At 73.7% G+C, this 20,735-nt stretch carries 17 protein-coding genes and 2 pseudogenes; 7 read left to right on the top strand and 12 right to left on the bottom strand.

The annotated features are described in order from the left end of the window. Positions 1 to 284 precede the first annotated feature (284 nt). Both ACYQ8Q_RS35495 and ACYQ8Q_RS35490 read left to right on the top strand, forming a co-directional pair. Positions 285 to 857: a MarR family winged helix-turn-helix transcriptional regulator gene (locus ACYQ8Q_RS35495; RefSeq protein WP_460070744.1), complete on the top strand. Its 573-nt coding sequence runs from the start codon at positions 285 to 287 to the stop codon at positions 855 to 857. Between the two features lie 84 nt (positions 858 to 941). After that, on the top strand, positions 942 to 1,151 hold the full coding sequence (locus ACYQ8Q_RS35490; RefSeq protein ID WP_460070743.1) for a hypothetical protein: 210 nt from the start codon (positions 942 to 944) through the stop codon (positions 1,149 to 1,151). On the opposite strand, the gene ACYQ8Q_RS35485 is transcribed toward ACYQ8Q_RS35490, so the two are convergent. Both ACYQ8Q_RS35485 and ACYQ8Q_RS35480 read right to left on the bottom strand, forming a co-directional pair. Beyond that, the gene (locus ACYQ8Q_RS35485) at positions 1,123 to 1,932 is read right to left on the bottom strand and encodes a VOC family protein (RefSeq protein WP_460070742.1); all 810 of its coding nucleotides are present in this window, start codon (positions 1,930 to 1,932) and stop codon (positions 1,123 to 1,125) included. The genes ACYQ8Q_RS35490 and ACYQ8Q_RS35485 overlap by 29 nt on opposite strands. A gap of 79 nt (positions 1,933 to 2,011) precedes the next feature. After that, positions 2,012 to 3,325 (bottom strand): annotated as a pseudogene (locus tag ACYQ8Q_RS35480) (SpoIIE family protein phosphatase); the annotation flags it as partial. Positions 3,326 to 3,545: 220 nt separating this feature from the next. Here ACYQ8Q_RS35480 and ACYQ8Q_RS35475 point away from each other — a divergent pair. Beyond that, a complete protein-coding gene (locus ACYQ8Q_RS35475) occupies positions 3,546 to 4,190 on the top strand; it encodes a precorrin-8X methylmutase (RefSeq protein WP_460070741.1) in 645 nt (214 codons plus the stop codon). Between the two features lie 42 nt (positions 4,191 to 4,232). Here ACYQ8Q_RS35475 and ACYQ8Q_RS35470 read toward each other — a convergent pair whose 3' ends face one another. The 4 genes from ACYQ8Q_RS35470 to ACYQ8Q_RS35455 all read right to left on the bottom strand — a co-directional run bounded on the left by ACYQ8Q_RS35470 (position 4,233) and on the right by ACYQ8Q_RS35455 (position 8,675). Next, positions 4,233 to 4,985, bottom strand: coding sequence for a cobalt-precorrin-6A reductase (locus ACYQ8Q_RS35470; RefSeq protein ID WP_460070740.1), 753 nt, complete (start codon positions 4,983 to 4,985; stop codon positions 4,233 to 4,235). An 81-nt stretch (positions 4,986 to 5,066) separates the two neighbouring features. Next, positions 5,067 to 6,230: an ArgE/DapE family deacylase gene (locus ACYQ8Q_RS35465; RefSeq protein WP_460070738.1), complete on the bottom strand. Its 1,164-nt coding sequence runs from the start codon at positions 6,228 to 6,230 to the stop codon at positions 5,067 to 5,069. Between the two features lie 28 nt (positions 6,231 to 6,258). Next, entirely contained in the window at positions 6,259 to 7,524 is a 1,266-nt protein-coding gene (locus tag ACYQ8Q_RS35460; RefSeq protein WP_460070737.1) for a M20 family metallo-hydrolase, read from the bottom strand. Then, on the bottom strand, positions 7,521 to 8,675 hold the full coding sequence (locus tag ACYQ8Q_RS35455) for a diaminopropionate ammonia-lyase (RefSeq protein WP_460070736.1): 1,155 nt from the start codon (positions 8,673 to 8,675) through the stop codon (positions 7,521 to 7,523). Before ACYQ8Q_RS35455 ends, ACYQ8Q_RS35460 begins: the two co-directional genes overlap by 4 nt. A 143-nt stretch (positions 8,676 to 8,818) precedes the next feature. On the opposite strand from ACYQ8Q_RS35455, the gene ACYQ8Q_RS35450 reads away from it, so the two are divergent. Further along, positions 8,819 to 9,766 (top strand): LysR family transcriptional regulator, encoded by a 948-nt coding sequence (locus ACYQ8Q_RS35450; protein ID WP_460070735.1) that lies wholly within the window; start codon positions 8,819 to 8,821, stop codon positions 9,764 to 9,766. A gap of 56 nt (positions 9,767 to 9,822) precedes the next feature. On the opposite strand, the gene ACYQ8Q_RS35445 is transcribed toward ACYQ8Q_RS35450, so the two are convergent. From ACYQ8Q_RS35445 to ACYQ8Q_RS35425, 5 genes and pseudogenes are all read right to left on the bottom strand, one after another. Continuing rightward, positions 9,823 to 10,581, bottom strand: a complete 759-nt coding sequence (locus ACYQ8Q_RS35445; protein WP_460070734.1) for a YcnI family copper-binding membrane protein — start codon at positions 10,579 to 10,581, stop codon at positions 9,823 to 9,825. A gap of 58 nt (positions 10,582 to 10,639) precedes the next feature. Next, entirely contained in the window at positions 10,640 to 11,230 is a 591-nt protein-coding gene (locus tag ACYQ8Q_RS35440) for a hypothetical protein (protein ID WP_460070732.1), read from the bottom strand. A gap of 183 nt (positions 11,231 to 11,413) precedes the next feature. Further along, positions 11,414 to 11,869, bottom strand: a complete 456-nt coding sequence (locus ACYQ8Q_RS35435; RefSeq protein ID WP_460070731.1) for a (2Fe-2S)-binding protein — start codon at positions 11,867 to 11,869, stop codon at positions 11,414 to 11,416. A gap of 45 nt (positions 11,870 to 11,914) precedes the next feature. Further along, a complete protein-coding gene (locus ACYQ8Q_RS35430) occupies positions 11,915 to 13,990 on the bottom strand; it encodes a xanthine dehydrogenase family protein molybdopterin-binding subunit (protein ID WP_460073617.1) in 2,076 nt (691 codons plus the stop codon). Positions 13,991 to 15,080: 1,090 nt separating this feature from the next. Continuing rightward, positions 15,081 to 15,266 (bottom strand): annotated as a pseudogene (locus ACYQ8Q_RS35425) (DUF5132 domain-containing protein); the annotation flags it as partial. Positions 15,267 to 15,593: 327 nt separating this feature from the next. Between ACYQ8Q_RS35425 and ACYQ8Q_RS35420 the strand changes: the two are divergent. From ACYQ8Q_RS35420 to ACYQ8Q_RS35410, 3 genes are read left to right on the top strand one after another with little or no spacing between them, the layout of a single operon-like run. Then, on the top strand, positions 15,594 to 17,105 hold the full coding sequence (locus ACYQ8Q_RS35420) for a family 43 glycosylhydrolase (RefSeq protein WP_460070730.1): 1,512 nt from the start codon (positions 15,594 to 15,596) through the stop codon (positions 17,103 to 17,105). A gap of 31 nt (positions 17,106 to 17,136) precedes the next feature. Beyond that, entirely contained in the window at positions 17,137 to 18,585 is a 1,449-nt protein-coding gene (locus ACYQ8Q_RS35415; protein WP_460070729.1) for a family 43 glycosylhydrolase, read from the top strand. A gap of 55 nt (positions 18,586 to 18,640) precedes the next feature. Further along, positions 18,641 to 19,432 carry a polysaccharide deacetylase family protein gene (locus ACYQ8Q_RS35410; protein WP_460070728.1) on the top strand — a complete coding sequence of 264 codons (792 nt, stop codon included), beginning with the start codon at positions 18,641 to 18,643 and terminating at the stop codon, positions 19,430 to 19,432. A gap of 3 nt (positions 19,433 to 19,435) precedes the next feature. On the opposite strand, the gene ACYQ8Q_RS35405 is transcribed toward ACYQ8Q_RS35410, so the two are convergent. Further along, positions 19,436 to 20,671, bottom strand: a complete 1,236-nt coding sequence (locus ACYQ8Q_RS35405; protein WP_460070727.1) for a cytochrome P450 — start codon at positions 20,669 to 20,671, stop codon at positions 19,436 to 19,438. Between the last annotated feature and the right edge of the window lie 64 nt (positions 20,672 to 20,735).

Raw genomic sequence — 20,735 nt, 5'->3', positions numbered from 1 at the left:
GGGTCGGGGTCGGGGTCGGGGTCGGGGTCGGGGTCGGCAAGGGCACCCTGTTCCGCCGGTTCGCAACGACTCCGTGACGGGCCTCGCCTTCACCAACTTCGAGACGATGGACCATCTGGGCGGCTCCTGCGGGATCCCGGCCGACCGTCTGCGGGCCACCTGGGTGGACCTGGTACGGCGGGTGACCCGCCCCCTGGAAACCCCTGGTCTACCCCAGCATGTCCGCCCTCGTATATTTTGACTCCGAACGATCGACCGATGATCGAATCGAAGGGGGCGTGCCAGTGCCAGGGCACCGGTCCATCACCGAAGCGGAGAAGCTGGCCGCGGCCAAGCTCGGCGGGATACCGATCCACGGTGAGCAGATGGCGGTGGTCGCCAACATCTACCGCGCCGCGTCGGCCGTCCGCCAGCACCTGGAGAACTCCGTGCTGCGCGGCGCCGATCTGACCTGGACGGCGTTCGTCGTGCTCTGGGTGGTGTGGGTCTGGGGCGAGTCCGAGACCCGGCATGTCGCGGAGGAGGCCGGTATCTCCAAGGGCACGCTCACCGGGGTCTCCCGGACCCTGGAGGGGCGCGGGCTGCTCCGGCGGGCCGGTCACCCCTCGGACGGCCGGCTGGTGCTGCTGAGCCTCACCGAGGAGGGCGAGACGCTGATGCGGCGCCTGTTCCCGGAGTTCAACCAGGAGGAGGCGTTCGTCGCCTCCCGGCTCAGCGACGCGGAGTGCCGCGGCGTCGCCGAGGGGCTGCGCCAGGTCGTACGGCAGGTGGAGGAGCACGGCGAGGAGCGCCGGCTGGCCCTCCTCGACGGCGCCGAACCGGCCCCGCGTCGCAGCGGCCGGCGGGCGAAGGGCTGAGCGACGCGGAAGGCACGGCGCCACCGGCCCCCGGGTCGTGGCGGTGCGGCGCCTTCGCGTGGGCGCGGTCAGCGGCCCGGCGCCATGGTCCGGATCCCGCTGGAGCGTGGCTTTGGGGCCCGGCTGGAGCCGCGGCCCGGCGACGCGAGCGCCCACCCGTATCTGCTGATCGCGGGCGCGGCCGCGGCGGCCCTGCTGCCGCCCGTTCCCTCCGCCGCGCTGGACGCGCTGGGGGCGGACACCGCAAAAAGCTCGGCCGGGGGACTCAGTTCCCGGTGGTCCTGGTGGGCCTGAGCACCACGAAGTCGGCGTTCGCCGGGTCGACGCAGACGGCGAGGCGGCCCACGCCCTCCGCGTCCACCGGCCCCATCTGCACACTGCCGCCGTGGCCGGTCACCTCGGCGACGGCGGCGTCGCAGTCGGTGACGGCGAAGACCGGGTGCCAGTAGGGGTGTCCGTCCGCGAGGGAGAGGTCCTGCTCGCGGACCTCCATCAGACCGCCCTGCATCCGCTCCTCGGGGAGCCCCTCGGGGGTGATCAGGGTGTACGTGCCCCCGCCGCCCGGCATCTCCATGTCACCGAACCGCCAGCCGAGGACATCGCCGTAGAACTCCTTGGCGGCCCGCGCGTCGGTCGTGTACAGCTCGGTCCAGGACAGCGAGCCCGGCTCCTCGACCAGTTCGAAGCCCGCCTCGCTGCCCGGCTGCCAGACGGCGAACTGGCCGCCCTGGGGATCGCTGTACTGGGCCATCCGACCCCATTCGCCGAGGTCACGGGGTTCCACCCGGACCGTGCCGCCCGCCCGCCGGACGGCCTCGGTCGTGGCGTCGGCGTCGGCGACGTCGTAGTAGATCATCCAGGCGGAGCGCGCCCCCTCCTCGGTGAGCCTGCCGAGCCCGGCGACGGTCTTCCCGTCCTTCTTGAACATCCCGCCCTGGCTTTCCTCCCCCTCGCCGCCCATGGGCTCGTACTCCCAGCCGAGCACGGCGCCGTAGAAGTCCGCGGCGGTCCCCACATCGGGGGAACCGAGGTCGATCCAGCAGGGGGCACCGGGAGTGGGGTCGGTGGTGATCACGGGGATTCCCTTCCGCAGCCGCAGGTCCTGGCCCCTTCAGCCTGACACCGGACGGGTCCCGCCGCCCGTCGGCCGCCGTCTACGCGAAGGCCGGCTCCGGGAGGCCGGCCGAGGTGCCGAGCTGGGCCCAGACCGTCTTGCCGTGGCGGGCGTGCCGGGTGCCCCCGTGTGCGGCGAGCCGGGCAACCAGCAGGAGGCCGCGGCCGCCCTCGTCGTAGACCCGGGCGCGGCGCTGGTGGGGGGTGGTGCTGCCGGCGTCGGAGACCTCGCACAGCAGACCGCGGTCGTTGATGAGGCGCAGTCCGAGGGGCGGGGTGCCGTAGCGGATGGCGTTGGTGACCAGTTCGCTGACCACCAGCTCGGCGGTGAAGTCGAGCCCGTCGAGTCCCCAGTCGGCGAGCTGCCGGGACACCTCCGAGCGGGCCCGGGAGACGGCGGCCGGGTCGGGCTCCAGGTCCCAGCCGGCCACCTGGCCGTCCCCGAGGGCGTGGGTGCGGGCGAGGAGGAGGGCCACGTCGTCGTCGGGGCGGTCCGGCAGCAGGGTGGACAGGACGGTGTCGCAGGTGGCCTCCAGATCGGCGGCGGGCCGGGCGAGCGACTCGCGGAGCAGGGCGAGGCCGGTCTCGACGTCGTGGTCACGGGCCGCGATCAGACCATCGGTGCAGAGGGCGAGGAGGCTGCCCTCGGGGAGCTCCACCTCCACGGCCTCGAACGGCAGCCCGCCCAGGCCCAGCGGGGGTCCCGGCGGCGGTTCGAGGGTGTCGACGGTGCCGTCCGCCGCCCTGACCACGGGCAGCACATGGCCGGCCCGGGCGAGGGTGCAGCAGCGGCCGACGGGGTCGTGGACCGCGTACAGGCAGGTGGCGCCGATGTCCCCGGTGTCCTCGCGGTCCGGGTCTGCGGCGGCCTCGGCGGACAGGCGCAGCACGACGTCGTCGAGGTGGGTGAGGAGTTCGTCGGGCGGCAGGTCGATGTCGGCGAGGGTGCGTACGGCGGTGCGCAGCCGGCCCATGGTGGCGGCGGCGTGGATGTCGTGGCCGACGACGTCCCCCACGACGAGGGCGACCCGGGCCCCGGACAGCGGGATGACGTCGTACCAGTCGCCGCCGACCCCGGCCCGGCCCCCGGCGGGCAGATAGCGGCAGGCGACCGACACGGCGGACTGCGGGGGTGTGCGCGGCGGGAGCAGACTGCGCTGGAGGCTGAGGGCGGTGGCGCGGGCGTGCGTGTAGCGGCGGGCGTTGTCCACGGCGACGGCCGCGCGGGCGGCGATCTCCTGGGCGAGCAGCAGGTCCTCGTCGTCGTAGCGGTCGGGGTTGCGGTGGCGACAGAACCGGGCGACCCCGAGGGTGGCGCCCCGGGCACACAGGGGGACCACGAGCGTGGAGTGGACCGGGTCACGGCCGGGGCCGACGGGCGGGCGGGGAGGGGTGCCGCCGGAGGGTGGGGCGGGAGGTGTCGGTCCTGGACGAGGCGCTGCGCGAGCGCATGCGCGCGGCCGTCCGCGGGGCGCCTCGCCCCGGCACGTCCCCGACGAGATCATCGAGGCGCCCGGCATCCCGCACACCCGCACCGGCGAGGGGCGGTCGGGTGCCCTCGGTATGCTCGCCGCCATGGCGAACACCGTGACCAGCTACGACTACGAGAAGGACGGCGCGGCCATCTACCGTCAGTCCTTCGCCACGATCCGCGCGGAGGCCGATCTCTCGGGGCTGCCCGCCGATGTCGGACAGGTCGCGGTCCGGATGATCCACGCCTGCGGGATGGTGGACCTCGTACGGGACCTGGCCTGGACGCCGGGTGTCGTGGCGCGGGCCCGGGAGGCCCTGCGCGGGGGCGCGCCCGTCCTCTGCGATGTGCAGATGGTGGCGAGCGGGGTGACCCGCCGACGGCTGCCCGCGGGCAACGAGGTGCTGTGCACCCTGTCCGACCCGGCCGTGCCGGAGCTGGCGGCCGGGCTGGGGACGACGCGCAGCGCCGCCGCGCTGGAGCTGTGGCGGGACCGGCTGGACGGCGCGGTCGTCGCCGTCGGCAACGCGCCGACCGCGCTGTTCCGGCTGCTGGAGATGATCGAGGCGGGCGCGCCCCGGCCCGCCGCCGTGATCGGCGCGCCGGTGGGTTTCGTCGGCGCCGCCGAGTCCAAGGACGCGCTGGCCGCCAACCCGTCCGGACTGGAGTACCTGGTGGTGCGGGGCCGCCGCGGGGGCAGCGCGATCGCCGCGGCGGCGGTCAATGCCCTCGCGAGCGAGGAGGAGTGACGGCGGCGACGGCCGACGGGTGGTCAGGGAGCGGTACGGGGGTCAGCCGGCCGTACCGGACCACCGTTCGGTGACCCACGTGGCCGCCGCCTCCGGGGTGGGGGTGACGGGGACTCCCTCGGGGAGCGGGGGACGGCGGACCACGACCACCGGCAGGCCCGCCTCCCGGGCCGCCGTCAGTTTCGGGGCGGTGGCGGCTCCCCCGCTGTCCTTGGTCACCACGACGTCGATACGGTGCCGGCGCAGCAGCTCCCGCTCCCCGTCGAGGGTGAACGGGCCCCGGTCGAGCAGGATCCGTGCCCGGGCGGGACGAGGGCCCTCGGGCGGGTCGACGGACCGGACGAGGAACCACAGGTCGGCCGGCCCCGCGAACGCGGACAGCCCCAGGCGGCCGGTCGTCAGGAACACCCGGCGCCCCAGCGCGGGCAGCACCGCGGCGGCCTCCTCGACCGAGCCGGCCTCGTGCCAGTCGTCCCCCTCCCCCGGGGTCCAGCCGGGTCGGCGCAGGGCCAGCAGGGGGATCTCGGCGCCGGCGGCGGCCAGGGCCGCGTGGCGGCTCATCGTCGCGGCGAAGGGATGGGTGGCGTCGACGAGCGCGCCGACCCGCCGCTCGCGCAGCCAGGCCGACAGCGCCTCGGGGCCGCCGAAGCCCCCGACGCGGACCTCGCCCGGGGGCAGCCGGGGGCTCGCGACCCGTCCGGCGAGCGAGGTGGTCACCGCCAGGCCGGGCCTGCCGTGCAGCAGTTCGGCGAGCCGGCGGCCCTCCGTCGTCCCGCCGAGGATCAGCACATGCATGGGGGTACGGGTCCGTTCGTGAGGGGCGGTCGCGACGCCCCCACTCAAGCACACCCGCCCGGGCCCCCGTCCCCCGCCGGTTCAGGCGCAGAAGTCCGCGACGGTCGCCGTGAGGACGTCGGTGAGACGGTCCAGGGAGGCGAGGTCGACGTACTCGGTGGCCGCATGGGCGCCTTCGCCGTCGGCCCCGAACAGCAGACAGGGGATGCCGGCGCGGTCGAGGAGCGCGCAGTCGGTCCAGAAGAACTCCGCGCGGACGACGGGCGGACGGCCGAGGGCCCGCTCGGCGTGGTGGGTGAGGGTGCGCACGATCGCCGCCCCGGGGTCGGCCGCGAACGGCTCGCGGTGCAGCCCGGGCGTCAGCCGGTACCGGAAGTCGGGCACCGTGGCGGCCAGATGGTCGAGTACGGCGGTCAGCTCGCGCCCGACGGCCTCCGCGCTCTCGCCGGGAACGGTCCGGCGCTCCAGGGTGATCCGGCAGTGCGCGGGATAGGTGGAGGGCTCCTCACCGCCGTGGACGACCGAGGCGTGCACGGTCCCGGTGCCCAGCAGGGGGTGCGCCGGGCCCCGGCCGAGCCGCGCGCCGAGTTCCTCCAGGGCCACCAGGAAGTGGCCGGCCTTGGCGATGGCGTCGACACCGAGGTCGGGCCGGGACCCGTGCGCGGCGCGGCCCTCGATCTCCACGTCGAACCAGGCGAACCCCTTGTGGGCGAGGGTGACTTCGAGGTGGCTCGGCTCGGTGACGATCGCCGCGTCGGCGGTGAAGGACTCCAGCACCTCCTCGGTGCCCGAGCTGCCGTGCTCCTCGTCGGCGACACAGGCGAGGAGGACGTCGCCGCGCAGCGGCCCCCGCGCGGTGGCGCGGGCGGCGGCGACCATCATCGCCGCGATGCCGCCCTTCATGTCGAAGGTGCCGCGGCCGTACATCCTGCCGTCGTGGATCCGCGGGTCGAGCGGGTCGCCGTCGTAGCCGGCGTGGCCGACCGTGTCGAGATGGCCGTTGAGCATGAGGGAGCGGCCGCCGCCGGTACCGCGGGCGACCGCGACCAGCGAGGGCCGGCCGGGGCGCCGCTCCAGGCGGTGCACCTCGAAGCCGCGGTCGGCCAGCCACCGGCCGCAGAAGTCCGCGACGGCGCTCTCACCGGCGCCGCCGGCCACCAGGTCCGGGTTGACGGAGTCGAGCGAGACGAGACGGGCGAGCAGCTGGGAGGGGGTGGAGGGCGTGGAGGGGGTCTCGGTGGGCATGCGGGCCTCTCGGGGAAGGTACGGGGGATCAGTCCTGGCCGGCCAGGCGCAGCAGCGTGGTCGCGAGGACGTCGACACCGTGGGCGCAGGCCTCGGGGGTGGAGTACTCGCGGGGGTTGTGGCTGATGCCGTCGTACTCACCGCGTACGAAGATCATGGCGGTCGGGCAGAGCGCGGCGATCTCCTGGGCGTCGTGCCCGGCGCCGGAGAGCAGGGGGACATGCGCCAGGCCGAGCTCGTCGGCGGCCCGCGCGATGACCTTCCGCACGCCCTCGTCGAAGGGGACGTACCCGGTCCTGGCCATCCGCCGGGTGGTCACCGACAGCCCCGGCCGGCTCTCCTGAAGCTCGCGCAGGAAGGCGGCGAGGGCCTCCTCCGCGCGGGCCATCAGGGTGTCGTCGGGGTTGCGCAGGTCGACGGTCAGCTCCGCGCGGGCCGGGACGATGTTCGTCAGGTCCGGATGGACGGTCAGATGGCCGACGGTGGCGCGCAGGTCCCCGTACGCCCCGGAGTCCACCAGCTCCCGCAGCCGGACGACGATCCGCGCGGCGGCGAGGCCCGCGTCGGCGCGCAGGCGGGTCGGTGTGGTCCCGGCGTGCGCGGCACGGCCGTGAACGGTGATCTCCTGCCAGGAGATGCCCTGCACCCCGGTGACGACACCGATCTCCACCCCGCTCTCGGCGAGCACGGGGCCCTGTTCGATGTGGCACTCGACGTAGGCGTGCGGCGGGGCGAGGCGGACGTCCGCGGGGCCGTCGAAGCCGGTGCGGGCGAGTTCGCCGCCGAGGGTGCGGCCGTCGCGGTCGGTCAGGGCGTGGGCGTACTCCAGGGGGAGCCGGCCCGCGGCGACGGCGCTGCCGAGCATGTCGGTGCCGAAGCGGACGCCCTCCTCCTCGGTGAAGACGCCGACCTCGATCGGGTGGCGGGTGCGGATGCCGCGCTCGTTCAGGGTCCGTACGACCTCGATGCCGCCGAGGACGCCGAGGCAGCCGTCGAAGGCTCCGGCGGTGGCCACGCTGTCGATGTGCGAGCCGGTGAGGACGGGGGCCGCGGTGGGGTCGGTGCCCTCGCGGCGGCCGTAGATGTTGCCCATGCGGTCGACACGGACGGTCAGTTTGGCCTCCTCCATCCACGCGACGACCCGGCGGCGGCCGGCCGCGTCGGCGTCGGTGAGCGCGAGACGGTTGACGCCGCGCAGTCCGGTGCGCTCGTCGTCGTAGGCGCCGATGGCGGCGAGGTCCATCAGGGACCGCCACAGGCGGGGGCCGTCGACGGTGAGCGTGGGGGTGGTCATGACGGGCTCTCCGGGGTGGTTCGGGCGTCGCGGGTGCCGGCGTGGGCATGGGGGTTGGCGGCCGTGCCCTCGGTGCTCAGCAGGACGACCACCGAGGTCGCGTCGAGCCCCAGGGCCGTACGGCGTGCGTCGGCGCCGTCGCCCGTGAGGGCCGCGCGCAGACCGGCGAGCGGGGCGGCGCCGCAGGGGCCCGACGACACTCCGAGCGCGGCGAGGTCGGCGGCCGCGCGGGCGCTGTCGGCGTCGGTGACGGCGACCGCGGCGTCCAACCCGCCGTGCAGACGGGGCCAGGCGAGGCCGGAGGGGGTGCCGCAGTTCAGGCCGGCCATCGTGGTGTCGCCGGTGGGGACGCTGACCGGTACGCCGTGGGCGAGGCTCGCGAGGACGCAGGCCGCGGTGTCCGGCTCCACGGACAGCAGCGCCGGGGCCGCCGGACCGGGGGCGGGACGGCTGCGGTAGTGGGTGACTACGGCCTGGGCGAAGGAGCCCACGCCCACCGGTACGACGACGAGTCCGGGGCCCGGGACTCCCGCGGCGGCCAGTTGGTCGTCGATCTCGGCGCAGAGGGTGGAGTAGCCCTCGACGATCCATCCGGGGATCCGCTCGTATCCCGGCCATCCGGTGTCCTGGACGAGGACCGCGTCCGGCGCGTCGGCCGCCCGGGCCGCCCGCCGCACGGCGTCGTCGTAGGAGCCCGCGACCTCGGTGACCTCGGCGCCCTCGGCGGCGATCGCGGCCACGGCGCCGGGATGGACGCCGCTCGGCACGAAGACCCGCGCCGGCCGGCCGAGCAGCCGGGCGGTCCGGGCCACCGCGCGGCCGTGGTTGCCGTCGGTGGCGGTGACCAGGGTCAGCGGGCCGTCCTGGGGCCGCTCGGCGAGGATGCGGTGGACGGCCCAGGACACGCCCAGCGCCTTGAACGCGGGCAGGCCCAGCCGGCTGGACTCGTCCTTGACGAAGACCCGGCCGACGCCCGACTCGGCGGCGAGCGGCGGGAGTTCGGTGAGCGGGGTGGGGGCGTAGCCGGGGAGCGCGGCGTGGAAGTCGCGCACCCCGTCGGGGGCGGGGGCGCATCGCCAGGCGCGGGCGCCGGGGCGGGCGAGCCAGCGGGGCGCGGGGAGGGAGAAAAGGGAGGAAGGGTTCTCGGGCACCCGTTCAGGTTCGGGCCGGACGTCATGTTCGGTCCAGCGCATGTTTCCGACCTATACTCATCGGAAAAACCGACGGATCCTGCCCGATCCCGCCGGATCCCGCCGGATCCCGACGGATAAGCCCTCCTGAAGCGGTACGGCCCTTGTTCGACCTCCACCGTTTGCGCCTGCTGCGCGAGCTCAAGCACCGCGGGACGCTCGCGGCCGTCGCCGCCGCCCTGTCGTACGCCCCCTCGTCGGTGTCCCAGCAGCTCTCGCAGCTGGAGGCCGAGGCCGGCGTCCCGCTGCTGGAGCCGGTGGGACGGCGGGTACGGCTGACCGAGCAGGCCGAGATCCTCGTCGCGCACACCGAGGCGGTGCTCGCGCGTCTGGAGCGCGCGGAGGCGGACATCGCCGCCTCGCTCACCGAACTGACGGGCACGGTGCGCGTCGCCTCCTTCCAGACGGCCGCGCTCGCCCTGGTCCCGGCGGCGCTCGCCCTGCTGCGCGACCGGCATCCGCTCCTGCGCGTCCACGTCACGCAGTGGGAGCCGGAGCGGGCGCTGCCCGCGCTCCAGGCCCGCGACTTCGACCTGGTCCTCGCCGAGGAGTACCCCGGCAGCCCCAACCCGCGCCCCGCCGGACTCGAACAGCAGGACCTGCTCGACGACCCCTTGCGCCTGGCCCCGCCCCGCCCGGCCGAAGGCCCGGCCGCCGACGCCCGGGAAGGCGACGAGGCCGACTCCGGCGCACCGCCGGCCGTGCTGCGGACCCTCGCCGGGTGTCCCTGGGTGATGGAGCCCGAGGGCACCCCGGCGCGGCGGTGGGCCGTGGCGCTGTGCCGGGACGCCGGTTTCGAGCCCGACGTACGGTTCGAGAGCACGGACCTCCTGCTCCACCTCCGGCTGGTCGAACAGGGCCTCGCCGCGGCCTTCCTGCCCGACCTCGTCTGGTGCGGCCGCCGCCCCACCGTCGCCCTCCACCCGCTCCCCCGGGGCCGCCGCACCCGCCGTGTCTTCACCGTCGTGCGCCAGGGCCGCACCCATCACCCCGCGGTCCTGGCCTGCCGCGCCGCCTTCCGCGAGGCGGTCGCCCTGAACTCCGGGCCCTGACACGCCGACGCCCCGCCCCGGGACGGTCCGCAGGGCGGGGCGGCGACCGGTCCGGTCTACTCGGGCCGTGAGCGGTTCGGCCGGGTGCGGACCACGGCGAACGCGGCCGCGGCCAGCCCCAGGACGCCCGCGGCCAGACCGGCGGCCGCGAGGCCACGGGCGGTCGAGTCGCTGTCCGAGCCGGAGGCGGCGGAGGCGGTGCCGGAGCCGCTCTTCTCGGCCGTCGCGGCGGTCGCGCCGTCGGTGTCCGTGTCCCCGGCGTCGGCCCCCTTGGCGGTGAGGGTGACCACCGGCGCCGGGTTCTCCGGTTCGTCGTCGCCGGAGGCCGCCTCCTCGATCCAGCGGGTGACCTTGCCGTCGGAGTAGGTCTGGAGCGCCTTGAAGGCCAACTGGTCGGTGTCGTCGGGAAGTTGCCCGAAGGCGACGTCGAAGTCCTCGTACTGCCCGGCGGTGATCCGCCCACCGGTCCAGGTGATCTCGGAGACGGCCTCGGTGATGGTGCCGTCGTCGGTCCTGACCGGCGTCTTGAGCTTGGTGTTCGTCACCTTGGCCGTCCAGCCGTCCCGGGGCGAGACGAGGACGCCGAGGAGGGGGTGGTCGGTCGGCAGGAAGATCTGCACCTTGGTGGTGGAGGCGGTGTCCTCCTCGTTGGGCACCCGGAACGTCAGCAGCCCGTCGGTGGCTCCCTTGGCGTAGGTCTCGGGGTGGACGGTGACATGGGCGGAGGCGGCGCCGGCGGCGGTGAGGACCCCGGCGACGGCGAGGGCGGCGACGGCGGCGGCCCGGCGCAGGGTGGTGGTGCGGGTCATGGACATGGGTGAGTGGCTCTCCGTACTCGGGACGGTCGGGACGGGATGTCGGGTGGTGGTCCGCTCAGCGGATCGCGTACGACATCCACGCCGGCGGCCCGCGCCGGTGCACGGCGTACCGCAGCAGCGCCTGCCGCGGCGTTCCCGCTCCCCCGCCCGCCGGCCGGCCGGGGCGCGGCACGGCCGGGACGGCCCGCGCCCCCCGCGCCACCTGCCACCAGGCGACGAGCCCGGGCACGAGGGCGCCGGCCCACCGCAGCAGCGACCACAGGGCGGCCTCGCCGCGCCGCAGCCACCAGGTCAGCAGCAGGGCCGCCCCGAGGTGGGCGGCGGTGGCGTGCGGGGTGTGCGGGTGCCCGGCGGAGTGGGTCATCCGCAGTCCGTGCATGACCATCACGGTCTGCGGCCGGGCGGTGGCGAAGGCGAAGTGCAGCCCGGCCTGGGACGCGAGCGTGCCGCCCCCGATGCCGGCCAGCGAGCGCTCCCGCCCGCCCAGCAGACAGCCGGCCGCGAACAGCACGAGTGCCCCCGCGGCCTGGGTCCGCACCGGCGGGGCCACGCCCGTGGCCAGCACATGGCCACCGGCCGCGAGCAGCACGCACAGTACGGCGAACACCGCCGCCCGCAGGCTCCGCACCGCCAGGGACACGCTCACGTCGCCCGATGCTGCCACGCAGCCCACGGCTCGCTCCGCTCGCCCCCACATGCACACCACCGTCCACGCCCTCCGCCCGGCTGATCCCGCCTCCCCCTCACGAGTCGGACGGGAACGCCGTTCAGTTCCCGCGGATCCGACAGCGCCGGGCAAACGTCGGCCCCGGTGGGCTCCGGCCCGGTCTCAGCCGGTCGCCGACGCCTTCTTGATCGCCTCGCGGATCCGGGGGTAGGTGCCGCACCGGCACACGTTCTCGATGCGGTCGATGTCGGCGTCGGTGGGCCGGGCGGTGCGCTTCATCAGGGCCGCCGCGGCCATGATCTGGCCGGGCTGGCAGAAGCCGCACTGTGCCACGTCGCACTCCAGCCAGGCCTGCTGGACGGGGTGCAGCCGGTCGCCGTCGGCCAGGCCCTCGATGGTGGTGACCTCGCGGTCCGCGCAGTCGGCGACCGGGACGACACAGGGCTGGATCTCACCGCCGTCCAGATGGCTCGTGCACGCGCGGCAGACGCCGACGCCGCAGCCGTACTTGGGGCCGGTGACGTTCAGCAGGTCCCGCAGCACCCACAGCAGCGGCATGTCGGCGGGCGCCTCGACGGTGACCGGCTTGCCGTTGAGGACGAAGGAGTAGGAGGGCATGGGCACCTTCCGTTGAGGGGCTCAGGGGCTCAGGGGCTCAGAAGTTCAGAAGTTCAGGGGGAAGCGCCGCGGCTTGGTGCCCGTCGCGCGGGCGTAGGCGTTGGCGACCGCGCCGGCCGCCGCCGGGACGCCGAGTTCGCCCGCGCCGCCCGGTTCCCCGTGCGAGGGCATGATGTACGCCTCGAAGCGGAGCGGGGCGTCGCGCTGGCGAGCGTAACGGAAGTCGGCGTAGCTGCCCTCGCGGACGGCGCCCCGGTCGATGTGCAGACCGGCCGTCAGGACGGTGGAGATGCCGTCGAGCGCGGTGCCCATGAGCTGGGCCTGGAGCCCGCGCGGGTTGACGGCGGTGCCCACGTCGGCGGCCATCACCATCCGGGTCACCCGGGGCTTCTTCGGGTCGGTGGCGTCGATCTCGGCCAGGCAGGCCACACAGGAGCCGTACTCCTCGTGCACGGCGACCCCCTGTCCGTGCCCGGCCGGGAGGGCGCGGCCCCAGTGCCCGGCTGCCGCCGCCTTGGCGAGCACGGCCCGGACGGCCTTGCTGCGCAGGGTCGTACGGCGGAACGCGACCGGGTCCTTCCCGAGGCGTACGGCGATCTCGTCGACGACGATCTCCTCCGCCGTCCGTGAGGTCCCGGAGTCCACCGACCGCCAGGCGCCCAGCGGGATCCTGGCCAGCCCGACGGAGCCGTAGTCCCCGGACAGGGCGCCGAAGTTGTACAGGCCGCTGTCGCTGGGCAGCGGTCCGGCCGCCGACGCGAAGGACGCCCGCCGGACGGCGCCCTTCCCCTCGTAGTCCTCGCTCACCGAGGCCATGGAGTGGGCGAAGGCCACCACGCGGCCGCCGGCGAGGCTGGCGCGGATGCGGTGATGGCCGGCCGGGCGCATCCGGCCGTGCCGGAGGTCGTCGGCGCGGCTCCACATCAGTTTGACGGGGCGGCCCGCCGCCTTCGAGATGAGGGCCGCCTCCAGGGCGGCGTCGGAGTCGAGCCGCCGGCCGAACGAGCCGCCGCCGCGCATCACATGGACCGTGACCTTGGCGGCGGGCAGGCCGACGGCCTCGGCGATGCTGTCGCGGGCGTCCATCGGGGTCTGCGAGGAGAACCAGATCGCGGCCTTGGTGCTGCGGACGTCCGCCACCGCGGTCAGCACCTCCATCGGCGCGTGGCTGACGAAGGCGAACTCGAACTCGCCCTCCACCTGCGCCGATCCGCGTGGCGGGGTGCCGAGGCGGGGCACGGCGGCGCGCAGCCGGCGGCGGATGTCGGCGTCGGAGAGCGCGGCGAGCGGGCCCGGGGCCCAGGTGATCTTCAGCGCGTCGCGGGCCTGGAAGGCGTGGTGGAAGGTCTCCGCCACCACGGCGACCCCGCCCGCGACCCGCACCACGGCGTGCACACCGGGCAGCGCCCGGGCCGCGCGGTCGTCGAGGGAGACCACCGTGCCGCCGAGTGTGGGCGGCCGCGCGACCACGGTCGGCCTGGCACCCGCCACCGCGAGGTCACCGGCGTAGCGGGCTTTGCCGGTGACGATGTCACGGGCGTCGATCCGGGTCGTGGGCCGCCCGATCACCCGGTGCCTGGACGCCGGCTTGGGCTTGGCGGACACGGCGGGCACGCGGATGGCGGCGGCGTACCCGGTGAGGTAGCCGAAGGTGGCCGAGCGTCCGTCCGGGGCGTAGACCTTGGTGTCCTTGGTCCGCAGGGCGCGCGCCGGGACGTGCCAGAGCCGGGCCGCCGCGGTGACCAGCTTGGCCCGCGCGGTGGCGGCGAGCTGCCGGGCCGGTCCGTACAGCGAGCGGACCGAACTGGAGCCGCCGGTGTACTGGTTGCCCTTGGTGCGGGCGTCGGCGAGGGGGATGTCGATGTCGGCGAGCCGGGCGTCCAGCTCCTCGGCGATCATCATCGCGACGGCGGTGGTCACCCCCTGCCCGACCTCGACCCTCGGCAGCCGTACGACGATCCTGTTGGCCGCGGTGACCTCGAGGACCAGCATCTCCTCGTCGGCCCCGGTCACCAGCACGTCGGAGGACCGCCGCGCGGGCTCGGCCCCCTCGGCGGGCGGCGCGTCGCAGGCGAGGGGGGCCGCGACGGTCAGGGTGGACGCCGCGAGCGTGTAGACCATGAAACGACGACGGGACAACTGACGGGACAACGGGCACTCCTGTCCGGGTTCCGCGGGGTTCGACTCCTAGGAGGGGCGCAGGCCCGCCGAGGTTGCCTGGAGACCGGAAGCCGTGTGGAACCCGGGGTGACCGTCCGTCATCCCCGCACCGGAAGCCGCGGCAGTCGTGGTGGTGCGCCCGGAATGACCGTGCGGGTCGGGGCGGCGTAGGCGGCCGCCCCGGCGAGGAACCACAACTGGGCGGAGGCGGTGGTGAGTCCGAGGGCGAGCAGGGGTGGGCCTGGCCCTTGATGAGGACGAGCGCGATCCAGCCGAGGAACAGGCCGAGGGCGACCTCGGTGAGCCGGCACAGGGCGGACAGGGCGGAGGCGAGACAGAGCCGGGGCCGGGGGCCGGGGCCGGTGCGGTCCGACGATATCGAGGAGGAAGCGCAGCAAGGAGGCCGGGCGCCGGGGTGAGGTCTCGTCGGCGGGGGCGGCGGCGGTGGCCGCGGTGGTGACGGCCCTGCGGACGACGAGGGCGGTGGCGGTGACCACGGCGCCGAGGACGGCGAGGGGCGGCGCAGCAGCTTGCCGGGGCCGAGGGCGAGGGCGGCCACGGTGGCACCGCCGGCGAGCGCGAGCGTGCGGCCCGGGGCGTTCCGGGCGGGTGCCGCGGCCGATTCCGCCGTCCGGTTCGCCGGTGCCGATTTCTCATCGGATCGGGGGCGGACACAGCGGAGTACGGCTGTAGGTGAATTCCTGAGGATTTCGCCGATCTCGGCGGTTCCGAGTGCCGGGTCATGGAGGACCGGGACGCCTCCGGTGACCTCGCCGGCGCGCACCGTTCTGATGCCGGAAGCTTTTTCCAGCACGTCGGCGAATACGCTCGCGAAATGTCTTTTCCCCGCCATTTCTGGAATCTTCCGGCACTGCCGCCCGGGAACGGCGGAGCACATTGTCACCAGCATGGTCAGCGGATCCCCGAGGTCTTTCCGTGGAACGGGTACGGCGTGGGTGTCCCGGTGCGCCTTGCCGGTGGCGACGGCGGGCGGGCGCCCGGCCGGGGCCGCGCCGCGGACACCGTCACCGCCCGCCATCTGCGCGGCCACGACCTCGGCGGTCACCTCGGCGGCGAGGTCCTGGAGTCCCTCACCGGCCTCGCGGGCGGCACGCTTGACCTCGAGGACGAGTCCGACGGAGGTCTTCACCAGTCCGCGCATCAGGGGTTTGACGACCCTTTCGGCGAGAGGTGCGGCGATGAGTCCGATCAGGAACGGGGCAACCACAGGCGGCATGAAGCACACCCTTTCCGTTCTTTCCTTTTCAATTGTTCGGGACTCACATGTTCCGGAACCGACCGCCGGGACCATTTCCTCCGGCATGCGCGAACCGCCTCGGGCCATCAGAGGCGATGGCTCCGGATCCAGGCCGAGACCTGGGCCGTCACCCGCACGAGTAGGCATGCACCATGCAGGCGCCTCAGGAAAAACCCCTTCGAACGGGCGGACCCCACCCCGCCCCGCCGAAAGCATTGACGCGGACATGCAGCCCCCTTATGTTCTGGGCCGAAGTTACGAACTACGTTCGAAATTACGGACAAGGGACGGTCCTGTATGCCTCGGATGTTCCGTCGACGCTCCGGTTCGCCCGCGAAGCGCCGCCGCAGACCTCTGCTCGTCTGCGTGCTGACGCTGCTGGTGGCCCTGGTGGCGGCGACCCAGCCGGTGTCCGCGGCGGACGGCCGCCCGTACACCAACCCGCTGAAGTCGTACAAGGGCGCCGACCCCTGGCTGGAGTACTACGACGGCAACTACTACCTGATCACCACGACGTTCACCGGCATCCTCGGCATCCGCAAGTCGCCGACGCTGGCCGGCCTGGCCACCGCGCCCAATGTGCAGGTGTGGTCGGACACCACGTCCACCCGCAACACCAACATCTGGGCGCCGGAGCTCCACCAGTTCAACGGCCACTGGTACCTGTACTACTCGGCCGGACCGAGCGGTGTCTCCTGCTGCGACTCCCAGCGCACCCATGTCCTGGAGAGCGCCGGCACCGATCCGCTGGGCCCGTACACCTACAAGGGTTCGCTCACCGGCTCCAACCTCACCCCGGGCGGCTGGCTGATCGACGCCACCGTGCTCCAGGCGAACAGCAAGCTGTACCTGGTCGGCAGCGGGTTCATCAACGGCAGCAAGCAGAGCCTGGTCATCGCGCCGATGAGCAACCCGTACACCCTGTCCAGCGACACCTTCACGATCATCTCCAGCCCCACCCTGAGCTGGGAGACCTCGGGCGCGGCGGTGAACGAGGGCCCCGAGCCGCTGTATCACGACGGCCGGACGTTCCTGACGTTCTCGGCGAGCTACTGCACCACGGCGGACTACAAGCTGGGGCTGCTGGAGCTGACCGGCTCTGATCCGCTCAGCCCGTCCTCGTGGACGAAGACGCAGTCGCCCGTCTTCCAGCGCAGTGATGCAGGCGGGGTCTACGGCCCGGGCCACAACGGCTTCTTCAGCTCGCCGGACGGCACCGAGAACTGGATCGTCTACCACGCCAACTCCTCCAGCAGCGGCGGCTGCGGCAACGGGCGCACGACCCGGGCGCAGAAGTTCACCTGGAACGCCGACGGCACCCCGAACTTCGGCACCCCGGTCGCCCTCGGCACCTCGCTGCCCGGACCGTCGGGCGAGACGGCGACCACCCCGACCGCGTACACCCTGGTCAACCGCAACAGCGGCAAGTGCCTGGACGTCGAGGGCGGCGCCACGGCCGACGGCACGAACATCTTCCAGTGGACCTGCAACGGCGGGACCAACCAGAAGTGGAAGATCGAGGACCTCGGCGACGACACCAACCGGCTGGTCAACGTGGCCACCGGCAAGGTCGCCGACATCGCCGACTGCGCGAGCGCGGACGGCACCGACATCCGGCAGTGGTCCTGGCTGAACAACAAGTGCCAGCGTTTCCGGCTGGTGTTCACCGCCACCGGCGACTACGTCCGGATCGTCAACGAATCCACCGGCAAGGTCGCCGACGTCGCGAACTGCGGTACCGCGAACGGCACCGACGTACGTCAGTGGACCTGGCTGGACAACACCTGCCAGCAGTGGCGCCTCGTGCCCACCACCTGATCCCCGCACCCCCTCCCCCAGGAGAACCCCCTTGAGACGCAACGCCGTACGGCTGCTCCTGGCCGTCCTCGTCGCCCTCGCGGCCGTCCTCACCGGCGTGGGCTCCCCCGCCCAGGCCGCCGTACCGGAATCCCCCGCCGTGACCTACACCAACCCGATCGCGGCGCAGCGCGCCGACCCGCACATCTTCAAGCACACCGACGGCTACTACTACTTCACCGCCACCGTCCCGGAGTACGACCGGATCGTGCTGCGCCGGGCGACGACCATCCAGGGCCTCGCCACGGCCTCCGAGGTCACCATCTGGACCAAGCACTCCAGCGGGATCATGGGCGCGCACATCTGGGCGCCGGAGATCCACTTCATCGACGGCAAGTGGTACGTGTACTTCGCGGCCGGGTCGACGTCCGACGTATGGGCGATCCGGATGTACGTCCTCGAAGGCACCGGCGCCAACCCGCTGACCGCGACCTGGACCGAGAAGGGCCAGATCACCACGACCTGGGAGAGCTTCTCCCTGGACGCCACCACGTTCGTGGTCAACGGCGTGCGCTATCTCGCCTGGGCGCAGCGCAACCCGTCCGAGGACAACAACACGAGCCTGTTCATCGCGAAGATGTCCAACCCCTGGACGATCTCCGGCACTCCGACGGAGATCTCGCAGCCGACGCTGTCCTGGGAGACGGTGGGCTACAAGGTCAACGAGGGGCCGGCGCTGATCCAGCACGGCGACAAGGTGTTCCTGACCTACTCGGCGAGCGCCACGGACGCCAACTACTGCCTGGGGATGCTGACCGCGTCCGCGACGGCGGACCTGACCAACGCGGCGTCCTGGACGAAGGGTTCGTCGCCGGTGTTCACGTCGAGCGCGGCGACCTCGCAGTACGGGCCGGGGCACAACTCCTTCACCGTGTCCGAGGACGGCAAGTCGGACATCCTCGTCTACCACGACCGCAGCTACAAGGACATCTCCGGCGACCCGCTGAACGACCCCAACCGGCGCACCCGGGTGCAGAAGGTGTACTGGAAGGCGGACGGCACGCCGGACTTCGGCATCCCGGTGGCCGACGGGGTCACCCCGCAGCGGTTCTCCTCCTACAACTACCCGGACCGGTTCATCCGGCACTGGGAGTACCGGGGGAGGATCGAGGCGAACGTCAGCCCGCTGGCGGACTCGCAGTTCCGGGTCGTGACGGGGCTGGCCGGCACCGGCACGGTGTCGCTGGAGTCGACGAACTTCCCCGGCTACTACCTGCGGCACAAGAACTTCGAGGTGTGGGTGGAGAAGAACGACGGCACCTCGGCCTTCGCCTCCGACGCCAGCTTCTACCAGCGGTCCGGGCTCGCCGACTCGGCGGGGATCTCGTACGAGTCCTACAACTACGCGGGCCGCTACATCCGGCACTACAACTACCTGCTGTACGTGCAGACCCCGAGCACCACGACGGACAAGGGGGACGCCACCTTCTACGCCCAGTGAGCGCATGACGCGGAGACTATACATAGGGTGTATACACGCTCTGTATAGTCTCGGCATGCCTTCTCTGACCAGGAAGATGAAGAAAACGGGGGCCGGGTTGCGTGCCGTCGCCGTCTCGGCGGCGGCCGCCTGCCTGGCGGTCGCACTCACCGGCTGCGGTGGCTTGGAGACCACGCCCCCCAGCGCCGCCCGCGCCCGCCCCGCGTCCACCGCGCAGGCGGCAGCCCGCCTGGGTGCCGTCGACTGCCGCGAGGTGAAGTGCATAGCGCTCACCTTCGACGCGGGCCCCAGCGAGCACTCGGCCAGGCTGCTGGACATCCTCGAGGAGAAACAGGTCCACGCGACCTTCTTCCTCCTGGGGAAGCGGCACATCGAGAAGTACCCGGACCTCGTCCGGCGCATGGCCGCCGAGGGCCACGAGGTGGCCAGTCACACCTGGGACCACAAGATACTCACGCGGATCGAGCCGGACGAGATACGCGAGGAACTCCGGCGCCCCGACGACGCGATAGAGCGCCTCACCGGACGCCGGCCCACGCTGATGCGCCCGCCACAGGGCCGCACGAACGAGACCGTGCACGAGATCTGCCGCGAGGAGGGCCTCGCGGAGATCCTGTGGACGGTGACGGCCAAGGACTATCGGACGACGGACTCCGCGCTCATCACGAAGCGCGTCCTCGCCCAGGCCGACCGCGACGGCATCATCCTGCTGCACGACCTCTACGACGGGACCGTCCCGGCCGTGCCCGGCATCATCGACGCCCTGAAGGAACGGGGGTTCGTGTTCGTCACCGTGCCCCAGCTCCTCGCGCCGGGCGAGGCGGAGCCGGGGAAGGTCTACCGCTGACCCTCACCAGGTCAGGTGCAGCTCCTGCGGGGAGCGGTGGATCAGCGTCGGACGCATGACGACGGGGCGGTCCGCGTCCAGCCGCAGGCCCGGCAGGCGGCGGGTCAACTCGGTGAGCGTCAGGCGGAGTTGCTCGCGGGCCAGCTGGGCGCCGGGGCAGGTGTGCGGGCCGTGGCCGAAGGCGAGGTGGCGGCCGGGCGGGCGGGTGATGTCGAACGCGTCCGGCCGCGGATGCCGCGCCCCGTCCCGGCCCGTCGCGCCGAAGGCGACGAACAGGGAGGCTCCGGCAGGGAGTTCGGTGCCGGCGAGGGTGAGCGGGCGGGTGGTGACCCGGCGGAAGCCCTGGAGCGCGGTGTCGTAGCGGGCGGCCTCCTCGACGGCCGCGGGGATCCGCTCCGGCTCCGCGCACAGCAGGTCCCACTGGGCGGGGTGCCGCAGCAGGTGCAGCACGCTGGTGCCGATCAGCGCGGTGGTGGTCAAGTGGCCCGCGATCACCAGGTTCTGGAGGTGGGAGACCACCTCGTGCCGTTCGTCCAGGGTGAGTTCGCCCCGCGCCGGCTCCGGGGAACCGGCGGAGGCGACGGAGGCGACGATCTCCGAGCACAGGTCGGGGCGGGGATCGGCGTGCCGCTCCCGGGCGTACCGGTCCAGCAGGCGCTGCCCGGCGACCGTGTCCTCGGCGGCGGCGATCTGCTCCTTCTCCGTCAGCGGCCGGAACAGCAGCTCCTCCGCCCGGTGACCGCCGTGCACGACGGCCGGCACATCGGCCGGGTCCAGCCCGACGATCCGCCCGACGACCTCGCCGGGCAGCCGGCGCGCGTACGCCGCCATCAGCTCCACCCGCCCGTCCCCGGCGAACTCCTCTACCAGGGCGGCGGCGCGCTCCGCGGCGTACGGCAGGACTGCGGCGACCCGTGCGGGGGACAGTCCGCGGACCAGGGGCGCGCGCAGCCGCTGGTGCTCCTCGCCGTCGGCGCCGACGACCACGGGCCGCCCGCCGAAGCCGGTGCCGAGCACCGCGAGCGCGGCCGGCGAGGGCATCACGTCGGGGCGCAGCGCCCCCGCGGACGAGAAGTCCTCGGGCCTGCGCAGCACTTCGCGTACGTCGTGGTCGCGGGCGACCAGCCAGGCGTCCAGCTCGGGGACGTGGAGCAGGCCCCCGGCCGCCCGGGCCCGTGCGTAGAGCGGGTAGGGGTCCCGCTGCAAGTCGTCCAGTGCGCCGAGCCCTGTGCGGTCCACGTGACGTCCTCCCGTGCCGGTGGTGGTGCGGGGTGCGTGCGAGGTCGGCCCTCATGGTGCCGTA

The sequence above is a fragment of the Streptomyces sp. YKOK-I1 genome, assembly GCF_054660435.1.
Note: the sequence above shows the minus strand (reverse complement) of the source record. Positions and strands in the feature narration are given on the sequence as shown.

Coding starts and splice junctions, on each gene's coding strand:
- ACYQ8Q_RS35490 (WP_460070743.1), top strand. CDS start 942: ATGGTCCGGATCCCGCTGGAGCGTGGCTTTGGGGCCCGGCTGGAGCCG.
- ACYQ8Q_RS35475 (WP_460070741.1), top strand. CDS start 3,546: ATGGCGAACACCGTGACCAGCTACGACTACGAGAAGGACGGCGCGGCC.
- ACYQ8Q_RS35470 (WP_460070740.1), bottom strand. CDS start 4,985: ATGCATGTGCTGATCCTCGGCGGGACGACGGAGGGCCGCCGGCTCGCC.
- ACYQ8Q_RS35465 (WP_460070738.1), bottom strand. CDS start 6,230: ATGCCCACCGAGACCCCCTCCACGCCCTCCACCCCCTCCCAGCTGCTC.
- ACYQ8Q_RS35460 (WP_460070737.1), bottom strand. CDS start 7,524: ATGACCACCCCCACGCTCACCGTCGACGGCCCCCGCCTGTGGCGGTCC.
- ACYQ8Q_RS35445 (WP_460070734.1), bottom strand. CDS start 10,581: ATGTCCATGACCCGCACCACCACCCTGCGCCGGGCCGCCGCCGTCGCC.
- ACYQ8Q_RS35435 (WP_460070731.1), bottom strand. CDS start 11,869: ATGCCCTCCTACTCCTTCGTCCTCAACGGCAAGCCGGTCACCGTCGAG.
- ACYQ8Q_RS35430 (WP_460073617.1), bottom strand. CDS start 13,990: ATGGTCTACACGCTCGCGGCGTCCACCCTGACCGTCGCGGCCCCCCTC.
- ACYQ8Q_RS35420 (WP_460070730.1), top strand. CDS start 15,594: ATGTTCCGTCGACGCTCCGGTTCGCCCGCGAAGCGCCGCCGCAGACCT.
- ACYQ8Q_RS35410 (WP_460070728.1), top strand. CDS start 18,641: ATGCCTTCTCTGACCAGGAAGATGAAGAAAACGGGGGCCGGGTTGCGT.